This window comes from Gallibacterium melopsittaci, assembly GCF_042433085.1.
GTDB classification, from domain to species: Bacteria; Pseudomonadota; Gammaproteobacteria; order Enterobacterales; family Pasteurellaceae; genus Gallibacterium; species Gallibacterium melopsittaci.
In genome coordinates this window covers 43,015-58,092 of the sequence record NZ_JBHLWA010000033.1, presented here as the reverse complement: position 1 = coordinate 58,092, position 15,078 = coordinate 43,015, and the positions used below count along the sequence as shown (strand labels likewise).

Here is a 15,078-nt window from a genome sequence, read left to right as displayed (position 1 = left end):
TAAATATTAGCCACAATTTTGTCCACTTGGCATAGTTTTTGACACATCAGCAACAATTTTGTCTACTATGCCATTACTTTTATTAAACTGAAAAAAAATAGCATCAAGAAAACTTTCTCCTGATGCCACCTAAAAAACTTAACCGATTGATTATACATCTAAATTAGTCTAAGTAACTTAAATATAAGCTGCTCAATTTAATAATAGTTAATCTACAAGAATTCTATATTTTTCGCTCCGCTAACGCTGCTTCTAAATTCTGACGATTAGTCATCGTACTATCAATTTTAATATAAGCACATTGTTCTTCAGGAATAATAATAGCTTCATGTACGCCAGTTTGTTGTAAGAAAAAATTTGTTAAATTTTTATCCTTACTATAGTCCATAAGTTGTATTCGCAAATTAGCTAAATATGGCGGTTCTTTCATCGTAAAAGCAAATATAAGCCATAAACAAGCCATCAAAGTTGCACTTAACAGTAACACCATAGTACCTTCATGTTCTGCAATCCATCCACCTACACTACCACCAACAGCAGCACCAAAAAATTGAAAGGTTGAATAAATTCCCATTGCTGTACCCTTACTACCTGCTGGTGCTTCTTTACTAATCAAAGATGGGAGCAGCGCTTCCATAAGATTAAACGCAATGAAAAATAATAGTGTTCCACCAATGAGTACCCATAACTGATTGTGTGCTTGCCATAACGTTGCTTCAGCAGTAATCAAAATCACAATGCAACATAAAAAAACAGTCCGCATTTTACGTTTAACTTCAGCAATAATAATGCCTGGTATCACACTAACAAAAGCAATCAACATAGTAACAAGATAAATTTGCCAATGACGATAAGCTGGAAAACCTGCACGTTCAAGACATAGTGGTAAAGCAATAAATGTTGCCATCAATAAACAATGCATGCAAAAAATACCAATATTCAGTTTCAGTAACTGGGGTTGTTTTAGCACATCTTTTAAGCAGCCTTTAACCACAGCAGATTCGCTATTACGTATATGGTTTTGGCTTTTGGGAATAATAGTAATAGTTAGGATAATTCCACTTACAGCGAGTACAGCAATAAACCAAAATAAACCTTGCAAGCCAATCTGGTGAGTAATGATAGGCCCCACTACCATCGCAACCGCAAAAGTAATACCAAAAGAAACACCAATAAATGCCATTGCTTTGGTACGTGTTTGTTCACGCGTTAAATCAGACAATAATGCCATTACCGCTGCAGAAATAGCACCACTTCCCTGTAATGCACGTCCAATAATCACGCCCCAAATAGAGGTAGATAATGCAGCAACCACACTGCCAATCACAAAAATTAATAATCCGAAAATAATTAAAGTCTTACGTTCTATCTTATCAGACCATAAACCGAAAGGAATTTGAAAGATAGCTTGCATAAAACCATATATACCAATAGCAATACCAATAAGCGTTTCATTTGCGCCTTGTAAATGCATACCATAGGTAGTAAGTACTGGTAAGACCATAAACATACCAAACATACGTAAGGAAAAAATCGCCCCAAGCCCCCATGTAGCCTTACGCTCTTCGGCTGTCATACGATTATCATTGTTCATAGTTATTGTCTTCATGGATATTTAATAAAGTTGGAGGAAATAAAAAAATCTGCCCAATGGGCAGATATTCAAGAATTATATTAAATAAGTTTTAGCCAATAATTTAATTAGCTAAACTAACGACTGTATGTGCTGGAACCATAAAATCAATCGACATCATAATATTAAGCGTAAAAATTGTGATGATAGAAAACACAAATAGTTTTCTTGCCCAAATATGATCATTATTCTCAGCTTTATAACCAGACAATGCCATACATAACCACCACAGACTAACAGTCATCGCCACTACAAGGTATTTATAACCAGCATAGCCACCTATAGATAACATCAGTGCAGCAAACATAAAAGCAATGATATACAACATAATATGATGCTTAGCCACCGCAATACCTTTTACCACAGGTAAAACTGGAATATTCGCTGTTTGATAGTCTTTAAAGCGGAAAATAGCAATAGCATAAGAATGAGGCATCTGCCATAAGCTAAAAATCGCTAACAAAATTAATGCGCCTGCATCAAATTCATTACTAACAGCACAATAACCGATAACAGGAGGAGCTGCACCAGATAAACTACCTATGAGAGTACCATAAACAGAATGACGCTTCATGTATAGGCTATAGACAAACACATACACCATAAATCCCATGACTGCCAGCCACATAGCAAGAGGATTAGCACCAAAATAAAGCGTTACAAATCCTAAAATACCCAATACTGTAGCTAACACAAAGGCAGCCTGTACGGATATTAAACCTTTGACTAATACACGATTTTTAGTGCGCTCCATTTTTCGATCAATATCACGATCAATCAAATTATTAAAAGCACAACCTGATGCCACTACTAATGATACGCCAATAAGCGTATAAATAAACAGCATGTGATCAAGATGCCCTTTAGCGGCTAACAGAAAACCGCCGACAACGGAAATAAGGTTGCCGACGATAATTCCTGGTTTGGTTACTTGTAGGTAAGATTTAACCATTGCAAATCCTATTAACCTGCCATCATATTTGCATTTAGACTCCACATAATCCAAATGGATAATCCTACCAATAACAAAATCACAATAGCTGTGAAAATGAAAGAGATAAGATTCCAGCGTTCATCATGGGAAGTCCCCATATGCAAGAAGCATACAAGCTGAACAATAAGCTGTACTACAGCTGTAACAGCAATAACAAGTAATAAAGTAGTTTTAGGTGCACTGTGATTCATTACCATAAGGAATGGAATCAAAGTCAAAATAACAGATAAAACAAAACCAATTAAATAGCTTTTTGTACTACCGTGCACGGCAGTAACTTGCTCGTGGTTACCATGACTCATAGCAGAACCCCCATCAAGTAAACAATGGAAAAGACACAAATCCAAACAATGTCAAGGAAGTGCCAAAATAGACTTAAACACATCAAACGAGTACGAGTAACAGAAGATAAACCGCGAGTAACTACCTGTACCATCATGACGACCATCCAAATTAGCCCAGCAGTAACGTGTAAACCGTGTGTACCAACTAGTGCAAAGAAACCAGAAAGGAAACCACTACGATCAGGTCCTATACCTTCTGCAATCAGATGGTGAAACTCATTTATTTCCATACCTACGAAACCAGCACCAAATAAAAAGGTTACTCCCAACCATAATAAAACTTGTTGAGACTGGTTACGATTCATAGCTAAAACAGCAAAACCGTAAGTAATAGAACTTAACAACAATAGAAAAGTTTCAATTAAGACATAAGGTAACTCGAAAATCTCTTTACCTGTCGGTGCACCTGCTGTACCAGGTAACAACACGATATAGGTTGCAAATAGACAAGAGAATAGAATCAAGTCGCTCATTAGATAAATCCAGAAACCGAAAACTTTCATCGGCCCTGTATCGTGGTGCCCATGATGGGCACTCTCATGTATCATAGTATTTGTTGACATTATTGCAGCCCTGCTTGAGATAATTCTTTAAAGTGTTTGTTTTCAATAGTTTCAATTTGATCAACTGGAACATAATAGTCCACATCTTGATCGAAACTCTTAGCAATCCATGTGACAACGATGCCAGCAAAACCAACAATTGCCATCCACCAAATATGCCAGATCATTGCAAAACCAAAGATCATCGCAAATACAGCGATAATGATACCTGCTGCGGTATTTTTTGGCATATGAATAGGTTCATAAGCCGCTGTTGGTTTAGCATAAGCCACACCTTTCTCTTTATTGTCCCAGAAAGCATCGATTTCTTCGACACGAGGAGTAACCGCAAAATTATAAAACGGTGGAGGTGAAGAAGTTGCCCATTCAAGTGTACGACCACCCCATGGATCACCTGTTGTATCTCTATTTTTATTACGGTCACGAATAGATACGCCAAGTTGAATAAATTGGCAAGCAATACCACAAGCGATAATCACCGCACCAAGTGCTGCTACTGCAAGCAATGGTTGGAATTCTGAATCAATGTGTTGGCTCAATCGACGAGTCATTCCCATAAAGCCTAAAGCGTATAAAGGTAAAAATGCGACAATAAACCCGATTTGCCAGCACCAGAATGAACGTCTACCCCATTTTTCATTTAAGGTAAATCCGAATGCTTTAGGGAACCAATAGTTCAAGGCAGCGAATAGACCAAATACCACACCACCAATAATAGTGTTATGGAAGTGAGCAACTAAGAATACACTACCATGTAATACGAAGTCAGCACCAGGTACAGCTAATAACACCCCAGTCATTCCACCAATAGCAAAGGTAACGATAAATCCAATAGTCCATAACATAGGCACACTAAATTTAATACGTCCTTGGTACATGGTGAATAACCAGTTGAAAATTTTCACCCCAGTCGGAATAGAGATAATCATCGTCGCAATACCAAAGAACGCATTGACATTTGCGCCTGATCCCATAGTAAAGAAGTGGTGCAACCAAACGATGAAAGAAAGAATAGTAATACATACAGTTGCCCACACCATAGAGGTGTAACCAAACATTTTCTTACGTGAGAATGTTGCTGTAACTTCTGCGTACACACCAAACATAGGCAATACGAGAATATATACTTCAGGGTGTCCCCATGCCCAAATTAGGTTGATATACATCATCATGTTACCACCCAAATCATTGGTAAAGAAATGGGTACCTAAATAACGATCTAATGTAAGTAACGCAATACTTGCAGTCAAAATTGGGAATGAAGTTAAAATTAACACATTAGAACAGAAAGAAGCCCAACAGAAAATTGGCATTTTCATTAAGCTCATTCCTGGTGCACGCATTTTGAGAATAGTCACGATAAAGTTAATCGCACTCAACGTTGTCCCTATCCCCGATATCTGCAGCGTCCAGATCCAATAATCCACCCCTACATCAGGGCTATATTGTAATTCTGACAATGGTGGATAAGCCAACCAACCAGTTTTCGCAAATTCTCCAACCCCTAACGAGATATTAATCAACACCACACTGACAGCAGTAAACCAAAAACCTAAGTTATTCAAGAATGGATAGGCAACGTCGCGAGCTCCAATTTGTAATGGAATCACAATATTCATTAAACCAATCACAAATGGCATAGCAACGAAGAAAATCATAATTACGCCGTGCGCGGTAAAGATTTGGTCATAATGTTCTGGCGGTAAGAAGCCTGCATGCCCACTTGAAGCCAAAAGTTGTTGACTACGCATCATAATTGCATCGGCAAAGCCACGGATTAACATCACGATAGCTAAAAAGATATACATAATACCAATACGTTTATGGTCCACAGTGGTAATCCAATCACGCCATAGTGGTCCCCACAATTTAAAATAAGTCAAAGCGATAATGACAGCAATACCGCCCAAAATAATACCGCTAACCGTTACCATTACAATGGGTTCATGAAACGGTATAGCGTCTAATGATAATTTTCCGAACATAGTTATATCCTTTGATGCTTATCCAACTATTTAATATTTGCTGCTGATAATTCTGTTTCAGCTAATAAGTTCGTTAGTGCCATCAGTTCTACTGTATATGTCAATAATGTTGACTGATTATGCGACATATTTGCACCATGCATATGATGCATATCATGGTTCATTGGCATATGCGGACTGCCATATTTTTTCATAATTTCATAGAACAGATGTGGAACAACACTAGAGAAATATCTTGGCTTATCAAATTTGCTTGGTGTAGCAACTTGATCAAATGCTGCTATGCTGTCTAAAGCCTCAGGTGATTGTTTTACTTTCGCAACCCATTCTTCAAAAGAGGCATCATCAGGAGTCGCAATAGCAGAGAATTTCATACCTGAGAAACCTGCACCACTATAACTTGCAGAGATCCCCTTATAAGTACCTGGTTCATTAGCAATTAAATGTAGTTTAGTTTGCATACCAGCCATTGCATATACTTGACTACCTAATTGAGGAATGAAGAAAGAGTTCATCACTGTATCTGATGTGATCTTAAATTCAACAGGTGTATTTTGTGGGAAAGCAATCTCATTGATTGTGGCAATACCCTGCTCAGGATAAATAAACAACCACTTCCAATCTAAAGAAACAACTTGGATAGTTATAGGTTTTTTCTCATGGTCTAACGGACGATAAGGATCAAGCGAGTGGGTAGTTTTCCACGTAATTGTTCCCAAAATAAGGATAATGATGATAGGAATTCCCCAAACAACCATCTCAATCTTATTTGAATGAGCCCAGTTAGGTGAATATTTAGCATTTGTGCCTTCTCGATATTTTCTAACAAATACAATTGCCATTACAATTACTGGAATCACGACAAGCAACATGAGACCAGTTGCCACAAGGATGAGTGTACGCTCCTCCATACCGACTTGGCCCTTAGAATTGAGCAATACAGCGCTCTCACAACCACTTAACAACAAAGTGGCACAAGCAAGCACAAAGCTCCATTTGGCATGTTTACTACTCAGTTTCATAAATGATAACCTCAATACAGAAACAAACAAAAGTTTTAGAGAATGAAGCACAATATATACGCTACTGTTACAACAAAAATAACAGTAGTTTTGTGCGTGCAATCATGACTCTGCTTCTTAGGATTATATAGGATTAAAACGGGAGGCCATATTAACATTTTTTTCATATTTTAGTCACTTTTTTTATGCCATTTTAATAGTTTTATTTACATTTATATCTATTAAAGTAGATCAAATTAAACAAGCAAATAAAATGAAGATAATAAAGACAATATTTCAGGACAAAAACCATTTGTTATAACAGTATGCAAGAATAAAAAAACAGCTAGACATACTCAGCTATTATCAGATCTTTACTTAACCTAATTCTTTAAGGTGTGACAATATCAAGGCAAAAAAATAGCCCTAAAACAAATCTGCTTTAGGGCTATCTAAGAATAGTGTAAAAATTAGCGACGTAAACCTAAACGGCTAATTAAGTTAGAATAGCTTTCTAAATTTGTACGTCTTAAATAATCTAATAATTTACGACGGCGTGAAACCATACCTAATAAACCACGACGACCATGATGATCTTTTTTATGAACTGAAAAATGTTCTTGTAAGTGGTTAATTTGTGCAGTTAATAATGCAATTTGTACTTCTGATGAACCAGTATCTTTTGCATCACGACCAAATTCAGCAATGATTTTTGCTTTTGCTTCAGTACTTAGAGACATAATAAACTCCTAAAAAGTTAAGTTAACAATACATCAATAGCCGATCTCTAATCCAGCTACGACAAGAGCTGTGCATTTTACCTGTTCTGCTACAGAATGGCAAAATATTTTAATTTATTATTCACTGGTTAACGTGAATTCCTCTGCTGTGATAGCAGACTGTTCAATTTTAGGGGCTACAACCTCTACTTCCGTATTAAATTGCACTCCTCGTGGTAAAGCTGCTCCACGGCGGCCACGCTCCCCACGATAGTTTTCTACATCTTCTGCGGTTAATGTTACTTTTCGTTTTCCTGCTCGGAAAATCAAACTGCTACCTGCATCAATTAAGAAAACTCTCGCTAATAACTCTTCACGGGATTTTGCTTTCGCCGCAGGAATATTAATAATCTTATTCCCTTTTCCTTTTGCCAATTCAGGTAATTCACTTAATTGGAACACTAACATTCTATTTGCGGTTGTGATCGCAACTAACCAAGCGGCTTTATTTTCTACAATCACTGGCGGCAATACTTTCGCATTTTCAGGTAATGAAATACTTGCTTTCCCAGCTTTATTGCGAGAAACCAAATCTTCCACTTGGCATACAAATCCATATCCAGCATCAGACGCAAGCAAAATAGGCTGTTCAGCTTTACTCATCAGTAATTGTTCAATCGTTGCCCCAGCTGGTAAGGTTAATTTTCCTGTAATAGGTTCACCTTGGGAGCGAGCAGATGGTAGCGATAACGCATCTAAGCTATAACTACGCCCTGTACTATCAAAGAAAATCACTGGTTGATTTGAACGCCCATAAACGTGTGCTAAATATTTATCGCCTGCTTTATAACTCAATGAAACTGGATCAATATCATGCCCTTTCGCACAGCGTACCCATCCCATTTCAGAAAGAATGACGGTAACAGGTTCTACCGGAATTAACGCACTTTCTGCTAGCGCTTTGGCTTCTTCACGTTCAACAATTTTTGAACGGCGAGGGCTAGCAAAAGTTTCTGCGTCTTGTTGAATTTCTTGCTTAATTAATTGGTTCAAATTCTCGGCAGAAGAAAGAATATTTTCTAACTGCTTCCGTTCTTCGGCTAATTGTTGCTGCTCTGCTTTTAATTCTGTTTCTTCTAATTTTGCCAAATGACGCAAACGTAAATTCAGAATGGCTTCGGCCTGTTCTTCTGACAAGGCAAAGCGTGCCATTAAGACCTGTTTTGGTTCGTCTTCATGGCGAATTATCTCAATGACCTCATCAATATTTAAAAAAGCAATTAATAAGCCATCTAAAATATGTAAGCGAGCTAAAACTTTATCTAAACGATATTGCAAGCGGCGAGTTACCGTTTGACGGCGGAACGTGAGCCATTCTGTTAAAATCGTATAAAGATCTTTCACCGCAGGCTTACGATCCAAACCTATCATATTCATATTAACACGATAGCTTTTCTCTAAATCTGTCGTAGCAAATAAATGTGCCATTAGTTCATCTTCATTTACTCGATTGGAACGTGGCACAATCACGATTCGAGTTGGATTTTCATGATCAGATTCATCTTTGATATCATCTACCATTGGCAATTTTTTGTTACGCATTTGCGTTGCAATTTGCTCAATAATTTTCGCCCCAGAGGCTTGATAAGGAATAGCAGTAATAACAATTTCCCCATCTTCTTTTTTCCAAACAGCCCGCATTTTTAACGAACCTTTGCCTTGAGTATAGATTTTTTGTAAATCTTCTGGTGGAGAAATAATTTCAGCTTCTGTTGGAAAATCAGGAGCTTTAACAATTTTTAAAAGATCTTTTATTGTTGCTTCAGGTTTATCTAACAACAGAATCAATGCTTTAGCAATTTCATTGATATTATGCGGTGGAATATCTGTTGCCATTCCTACAGCAATACCCGTTGTGCCATTGAGTAAAATATGTGGCAAACGTGCAGGTAAATATTGTGGTTCCTCAATCGTACCATCAAAATTTGGTTGATAATCAACCGTTCCTTGCCCTAATTCCGACAATAATAATTCAGAAATTTTAGATAAACGTGATTCGGTATAACGCATTGCCGCAAAGGATTTTGGATCGTCTGGTGCTCCCCAGTTTCCTTGCCCATCAACTAATGGATAACGATAAGAAAAAGGTTGTGCCATCAACACCATTGCTTCATAACAAGCAGTATCACCGTGTGGATGAAATTTACCTAACACATCACCAACAGTACGTGCAGATTTTTTATATTTCGCCGTTGCATTCAATCCTAATTCTGACATCGCATAAATAATACGGCGCTGTACAGGTTTTAAGCCATCACCAATAAATGGCAAGGCACGATCCATAATCACATACATTGAATAATTGAGGTAAGCATTCTCTGTAAAATGCCCAATAGGCATCTGCTCAACCCCTTCATAATTAATTGTTGCCATTATTTTCTCTCTATTATTCGATTCTACACGCTAAGTTCGGCATGATCGCCTTTCTCTTGTAACCAATTTTTACGATCATCTGCTCGTTTTTTCGCTAATAACATATCCAAAATTTCAAAGGTGTGATCTTGTTCTCCCTCTTCCACAGCAGTAGGTTGATAGACCAGTTGTACTAAACGACGAGTATTCGGATCCATTGTTGTTTCGCGTAATTGTAATGGATTCATTTCTCCTAACCCTTTGAAACGTTGTACATTAGCTTTACCACGTTTACTTTGTAAGCGTTCTAAAATCGCCTCTTTTTCTCCCTCATCAAGGGCGTAATACACTTCTTTGCCTAAATCAATACGGTAAAGTGGTGGCATCGCTACATAAACGTGCCCCTCTTCCACCAATTTCGGGAAATGACGTAAAAATAATGCACATAATAATGTTGCAATATGCAGACCATCTGAGTCCGCATCTGCAAGAATACACACCTTGCCATAACGTAATTGTGAAAGGTCATCTGAATCAGGGTCAATCCCTAATGCCACGGCAATATCGTGAATCTCTTGCGAACCCAGTACTTGATCACCAGCCACTTCCCAAGTATTGAGAATCTTGCCACGCAATGGCAAAATCGCTTGATATTCTCGATCTCGTGCCTGTTTTGCTGAACCACCAGCAGAATCCCCCTCAACCAAGAACAATTCTGTGCGTGAAAGATCTTGTTGAGTACAATCGGCTAATTTGCCAGGAAGTGCTGGGCCACTAACTAATTTTTTACGCACCACTTTTTTTGCACTGCGTAAACGACGTTGTGCAGAGGCAATCGCCATTTCAGCTAATTGTTCAGCCTGTTGCACATTTTGGTTTAACCAAAGGCTAAAACTATCTTTGACAACACCACTCACAAAGACCGCACTTTGTCGTGAAGATAAGCGCTCTTTCGTTTGCCCTGCAAATTGTGGATCTTGCATTTTTAATGAAAGGATATAAGCACAACGCTCCCAAAGATCATCGGCAGTTAATTTCACGCCACGAGGTAATAAATTGCGGAACTCACAAAATTCTCGCATCGCATCTAACAAGCCTTGACGCAGTCCATTCACGTGTGTTCCACCTAGAGGAGTTGGGATTAAGTTAACATAACTTTCACCAATAATATTCCCACCTTCAGGTAACCAAAATAATGCCCAACTTACCGCTTCAGTAGAGGCTTTAAATTCACCAATAAATGGTTTTTCTGGAACAGTTTCTACGCCATCAACCGCTTCCAATAAATAATCTGATAAACCATCTTGATAACACCAGATATCTTCGGTTTGATTAACTTTATCAACAAACTTGATTTCTAAACCAGGGCAGAGAACGGCTTTAGCTCGCAATAAATGACGCAAACGAGAAACAGAAAATTTTGCCGAATCAAAATATTTAGGATTAGGTAAAAATTTCACGGTTGTACCAGTGGTTCTTCTACCACAGCTACCAATAACCGCTAATTCTTCAACCTTTTTGCCATCAGCAAAAGCAATATGATAAACCTCACCATTACGTTTGACAGTTACATCAACGCGTGCAGACAGTGCATTCACCACCGAAATTCCCACACCGTGTAAACCACCAGCAAACTGATAGTTTTTATTAGAGAATTTTCCACCTGCATGCAGTTTCGTTAAGATTAGCTCGACCCCAGAGATTTTTTCCACAGGGTGAATATCAACAGGCATACCACGCCCATTATCAATGACTTCTAAAGATTGATCTGGATAAAGAATGACCTCTATTTTGCTTGCATATCCAGCTAAGGCCTCATCTACACTATTATCAATAACTTCTTGACCTAAATGGTTTGGCCTTGTGGTATCAGTGTACATTCCCGGGCGTAATTGCACTGGCTCGAGATCTTTCAGGACAGTAATATCGTTAGCGTTATAAATCTCTTGACTCATTGTTCTAGGCTACCTTAAATCACAAAGGGCTAGATTCTAGCATTTTTTTGTTAGTGAACAAAGATTGTCACTAAGTAGAATTAATTTATTCCCGTTGCACCATACAGAATGAGAAGAAAATAGAAGGAGATTGCAAATTCAATCAAACCAACCTGTTTCACTGATAAGTTACGTTTTGGTAAGAATATAGCTCTTATCAGAGGTAACAAAAAAGCAATACTGAGTAAGATATTAGATAGCCCTAATGGAAATAACACACAAAGGAAATGAAAAATACAAGAAGCATAATAGTATTTAGGATTCTTGCGTTCACGCATAACACTTTTGACATATAACGTTGTACCGATAAAAAAGAAACTTGGATACAGGGCAATCTCTATTAAATGGTAATCCCATTGTGACTGTGGGAAATAATAAGCACACATACCTGCAAGTGCAAAAATAATAATCGCGGCTAAATCATTGAGAAACGCGCGTTCATTTTTTGTTTTGCTGTAATAAATATTGATTAGGACAAATGGCAACATTGCTGCTAAAAAATAGAGAATATTTGGGTTATACCAAATTGCAGGTAACGCAAATAATAAGCTCGTACTGCCATAAATTAAGGTCCAACGCCAATAGAGTGAAAGATTTCGTCCTTTAAATAAAGCAAGAAACGGATAAGTCATCAAATACAACGAAAACCACGCTAGTAATAAACTCAGATGTAACATTATTGGAGAAGAAAGCATTACACCATAACAGAAAGGTAATAATGCCATCACAATGGCACCATGCTGATTGGAAATTAATAGTTTCATTTTTCGACCTAACAGTTGATAATAGCCAACGATTTTAACCTTAATTTTTCTAACGAGATATAACTTAAAGGAGTGCTTTATGAGTGAAATGAAACGGATTGATGCAGGTAATCGCTTATCCGAAGCCGTAATTTATGGTGGCATCGCCTATCTTGCGGGACAAGTTCCAGAAGATACTTCGCTTGATGCTTACGGACAAACGCAACAGGTTTTGCAATTAATTGATAATTTATTAGCACAAAGTAATTCTGATAAATCCCGTATTCTGCGAGCAGAAATTTTCCTTGCAGATATGCAGGATTATGCAGCAATGAATCGTGCTTGGGATGAATGGGTAATTGCAGGTTCAGCACCAGCTCGCTCAACTGTTGAAGCAAAACTCGCTCATCCAGATTGGAAAGTCGAAATCGTCATCACTGCTGCATGTAAATAACGTTCTACTTATGCCATAATATTATTGTTAATTTCCCTAATTGTTTGAGATTTATGTTGTTTATTGAGAATTTTCCTATTTATATGCAGTTTTTTATTGGTCTATTTGCGGTAACCAATCCTGTTGGATCATTACCAATTTTTATGAGTATGACCAGTAATCAATATGAAGCAGAACGTCAAAAAACTATGCTTGTCACATCAACTGCGATTGGCATTGTATTACTGACAAGTTTATTTATTGGTCAACTTCTGCTCAACTTCTTTAGTATCTCAATTAATTCATTCCGTATTGCTGGTGGTATCTTAGTGATCTCAATCGCAATGACGATGATCAGCGGTAAATTAGGGGAAGAAAAACAAAATAAAGAGGAACGAGCTACTAACTTTTCTGATAATGAAAGTATTGCTGTTGTGCCATTAGCAATGCCATTGATTGCTGGACCTGGTGCAATCAGCTCTACTATTGTTTGGGCATCTCGTTACAACAATTGGATTGATTGGCTTGGTTTTGCCTTAGCAATTATTATTTTCTCATTCTTATGTTATGCCATTTTCCGTTCTGGCCCGATGATTATGAAATATCTTGGTAAAACAGGCAGCAACGTGGTTACACGTATCATGGGATTGATTCTAATGGCACTAGGTATTGAAATTTGTGTTGCTGGTATTTCTAACTTATTCCCAGGGTTATTACATTGATGAAGCCTTTCTCAAAAAGCAAATTTTCGATTATTGTTTGTTGTTGTTTATTTTTTGCGATTGCTTGCGATCAACAAAAACAAAATATATCCACCACTAGCAATACATCATCTGAAATATCAGGATCTACGACAACATTAGTACGTGCAGGTAATTTTGCTCAACCTATTCTCGATCCTCATCAAGTGAGTGATATTCAAAATACTGCTCTTCTCTACGATCTCTATGAAGGATTAGTTAGCTATGATATTCACGGTAATATTACGCCAGCAGTTGCCCAATCTTGGGAAAGTAAAGACCAAAAAAGTTGGTTATTTCATTTACGCCAAGATGCAAAATGGTCTGATGGCAGTGAAGTTACCGCAGAAGATTTTGTTCACAGTTGGCAAAACCTATTAACTAATAAAACTGCATTAGCCCCATATTTGGGTTTTATTGCTGTACAGAATGCACGAGAGATTTTACAAAATAAATTACCTGCTACTGCACTCGGTATTAAAGCCATTGATCCCCATACATTAGCAATTCAATTAGATAAAGCTAATGCCTATTTACCGATGATGTTGGCACATATCGCTTTAGTGCCAAATAAAAGTGGTCTATATAACGGAGCATATAGTCTAACGAATATAGATGATAAGAAAATTTCTTTAACAGCTAATCCTTATTATTGGAATAAAGTGCATGTTTCTTTTCAGCAAGTAGAATATTGGCGAACTAATCTCTCATCAACCAAAATTGATTGGCAATTTTTACCACCAAAAACAACTACTGAAGTCCAACAAGTACCCAAATTATGTAGCTATTACTATGAATTAAATCCTCATCATCCAACATTGCAAAATACAGCAATTCGGCAAGCACTGATCAGCCTAATTTCAAGTCAATCTGCTATTGCTAATGTTGCACTTAATGGCAAGGCAACAGTCAATTTATTGCCACAATCAATGCTATTTAGTAGCTATTTAAATTTACCACCAGCAGAACAATTACTCATGCAAGCTAATGTGACCAATCAACATCCACTACACATCACATTGACTTATGATGATTCCGCAGTAAATCAACAAATTGCACAAAATCTTTCTCGCCAATTTTCACAATCAGATCTGATTCATGTCTCATTACAAGGTAAAACAACTCAAGAATGGGCAACACAACACATACAACAACAATTTCAGCTTATTCGTAGTGGTTGGTGTGCCGACTATAATGATCCATCAGCCTTTTTAAACAATTTCCATTCAAAAAATCCTGATAATTTGATCCATTATTACAATCCACAAGTAGATCAATGGTTAGAACAAGCCATGACAGAACTTAATCCAGAAGCCCGCCAACAGCTTTATCAACAAGTAGTAGATGCAATCGCACAGGATGCCATTATTTTGCCTTTGTTCCAGTATTATTTACCTGTTTCTATTGCACCAAATTTAGCGGGATATGATTTAAATAATCCAACTCAAATCTTTTATAGCAAGGATTTATATCGGTTGGTGAAGTAATAGGAATAAAAAAAGTGTGGTACTTGACCA

General features: G+C 37.4%; 13 protein-coding genes. 3 read left to right on the top strand and 10 right to left on the bottom strand.

Annotation, left to right across the window (positions count from 1 at the left end; translation table 11 throughout):
* Nucleotides 1-223: 223 nt before the first annotated feature.
* The 10 genes from ACFFHT_RS07725 to ACFFHT_RS07680 form a co-directional block, all read right to left on the bottom strand.
* Nucleotides 224-1,594, bottom strand: coding sequence for an MFS transporter (locus tag ACFFHT_RS07725; RefSeq protein ID WP_382375044.1), 1,371 nt, complete (start codon nt 1,592-1,594; stop codon nt 224-226).
* A 103-nt stretch (nt 1,595-1,697) separates the two neighbouring features.
* Complete coding sequence (cyoE, locus tag ACFFHT_RS07720) at nt 1,698-2,585, bottom strand: heme o synthase (protein WP_382375042.1); 888 nt, start codon at nt 2,583-2,585, stop codon at nt 1,698-1,700.
* 11 nt (nt 2,586-2,596) lie between these two features.
* Nucleotides 2,597-2,929 (bottom strand): cytochrome o ubiquinol oxidase subunit IV, encoded by a 333-nt coding sequence (cyoD, locus tag ACFFHT_RS07715; protein WP_382375040.1) that lies wholly within the window; start codon nt 2,927-2,929, stop codon nt 2,597-2,599.
* Complete coding sequence (locus tag ACFFHT_RS07710) at nt 2,926-3,534, bottom strand: cytochrome o ubiquinol oxidase subunit III (protein WP_382375038.1); 609 nt, start codon at nt 3,532-3,534, stop codon at nt 2,926-2,928. The genes cyoD and ACFFHT_RS07710 overlap by 4 nt, the downstream gene beginning before the upstream one ends.
* Entirely contained in the window at nt 3,534-5,519 is a 1,986-nt protein-coding gene (cyoB, locus tag ACFFHT_RS07705; RefSeq protein WP_382375036.1) for a cytochrome o ubiquinol oxidase subunit I, read from the bottom strand. Before cyoB ends, ACFFHT_RS07710 begins: the two co-directional genes overlap by 1 nt.
* A 26-nt stretch (nt 5,520-5,545) precedes the next feature.
* Nucleotides 5,546-6,541, bottom strand: a complete 996-nt coding sequence (cyoA, locus tag ACFFHT_RS07700) for a ubiquinol oxidase subunit II (RefSeq protein ID WP_382375034.1) — start codon at nt 6,539-6,541, stop codon at nt 5,546-5,548.
* Nucleotides 6,542-6,990: 449 nt separating this feature from the next.
* A complete protein-coding gene (gene rpsO, locus ACFFHT_RS07695; protein ID WP_382375032.1) occupies nt 6,991-7,260 on the bottom strand; it encodes a 30S ribosomal protein S15 in 270 nt (89 codons plus the stop codon).
* 117 nt (nt 7,261-7,377) lie between these two features.
* A complete protein-coding gene (gene parC, locus ACFFHT_RS07690) occupies nt 7,378-9,672 on the bottom strand; it encodes a DNA topoisomerase IV subunit A (RefSeq protein WP_382375030.1) in 2,295 nt (764 codons plus the stop codon).
* Nucleotides 9,673-9,695: 23 nt separating this feature from the next.
* Nucleotides 9,696-11,606 (bottom strand): DNA topoisomerase IV subunit B, encoded by a 1,911-nt coding sequence (gene parE, locus ACFFHT_RS07685; protein ID WP_382375028.1) that lies wholly within the window; start codon nt 11,604-11,606, stop codon nt 9,696-9,698.
* Between the two features lie 80 nt (nt 11,607-11,686).
* Complete coding sequence (locus ACFFHT_RS07680) at nt 11,687-12,409, bottom strand: YwiC-like family protein (protein ID WP_382375026.1); 723 nt, start codon at nt 12,407-12,409, stop codon at nt 11,687-11,689.
* Between the two features lie 79 nt (nt 12,410-12,488).
* Between ACFFHT_RS07680 and ACFFHT_RS07675 the strand changes: the two genes are divergently transcribed.
* Genes ACFFHT_RS07675 through ACFFHT_RS07665 form a run of 3 tightly spaced genes read left to right on the top strand, consistent with a single transcriptional unit; the run spans nt 12,489 to nt 15,048 of the window.
* Nucleotides 12,489-12,842 (top strand): RidA family protein, encoded by a 354-nt coding sequence (locus ACFFHT_RS07675; protein ID WP_382375024.1) that lies wholly within the window; start codon nt 12,489-12,491, stop codon nt 12,840-12,842.
* 53 nt (nt 12,843-12,895) lie between these two features.
* Nucleotides 12,896-13,543 carry a YchE family NAAT transporter gene (locus tag ACFFHT_RS07670; protein WP_382375022.1) on the top strand — a complete coding sequence of 216 codons (648 nt, stop codon included), beginning with the start codon at nt 12,896-12,898 and terminating at the stop codon, nt 13,541-13,543.
* Nucleotides 13,543-15,048 (top strand): peptide ABC transporter substrate-binding protein, encoded by a 1,506-nt coding sequence (locus ACFFHT_RS07665; protein WP_382375020.1) that lies wholly within the window; start codon nt 13,543-13,545, stop codon nt 15,046-15,048. Before ACFFHT_RS07670 ends, ACFFHT_RS07665 begins: the two co-directional genes overlap by 1 nt.
* The last annotated feature ends 30 nt before the right edge of the window (nt 15,049-15,078 follow it).

Bases quoted from the DNA above. Each gene is read 5' to 3' on its own strand.
- ACFFHT_RS07725 (WP_382375044.1), bottom strand. From the start codon at position 1,594: ATGAACAATGATAATCGTATGACAGCCGAAGAGCGTAAGGCTACATGG.
- cyoE (WP_382375042.1), bottom strand. From the start codon at position 2,585: ATGGTTAAATCTTACCTACAAGTAACCAAACCAGGAATTATCGTCGGC.
- cyoD (WP_382375040.1), bottom strand. From the start codon at position 2,929: ATGAGTCATGGTAACCACGAGCAAGTTACTGCCGTGCACGGTAGTACA.
- ACFFHT_RS07710 (WP_382375038.1), bottom strand. From the start codon at position 3,534: ATGTCAACAAATACTATGATACATGAGAGTGCCCATCATGGGCACCAC.
- cyoB (WP_382375036.1), bottom strand. From the start codon at position 5,519: ATGTTCGGAAAATTATCATTAGACGCTATACCGTTTCATGAACCCATT.
- cyoA (WP_382375034.1), bottom strand. From the start codon at position 6,541: ATGAAACTGAGTAGTAAACATGCCAAATGGAGCTTTGTGCTTGCTTGT.
- rpsO (WP_382375032.1), bottom strand. From the start codon at position 7,260: ATGTCTCTAAGTACTGAAGCAAAAGCAAAAATCATTGCTGAATTTGGT.
- parC (WP_382375030.1), bottom strand. From the start codon at position 9,672: ATGGCAACAATTAATTATGAAGGGGTTGAGCAGATGCCTATTGGGCAT.
- parE (WP_382375028.1), bottom strand. From the start codon at position 11,606: ATGAGTCAAGAGATTTATAACGCTAACGATATTACTGTCCTGAAAGAT.
- ACFFHT_RS07680 (WP_382375026.1), bottom strand. From the start codon at position 12,409: ATGAAACTATTAATTTCCAATCAGCATGGTGCCATTGTGATGGCATTA.
- ACFFHT_RS07675 (WP_382375024.1), top strand. From the start codon at position 12,489: ATGAGTGAAATGAAACGGATTGATGCAGGTAATCGCTTATCCGAAGCC.
- ACFFHT_RS07670 (WP_382375022.1), top strand. From the start codon at position 12,896: ATGTTGTTTATTGAGAATTTTCCTATTTATATGCAGTTTTTTATTGGT.
- ACFFHT_RS07665 (WP_382375020.1), top strand. From the start codon at position 13,543: ATGAAGCCTTTCTCAAAAAGCAAATTTTCGATTATTGTTTGTTGTTGT.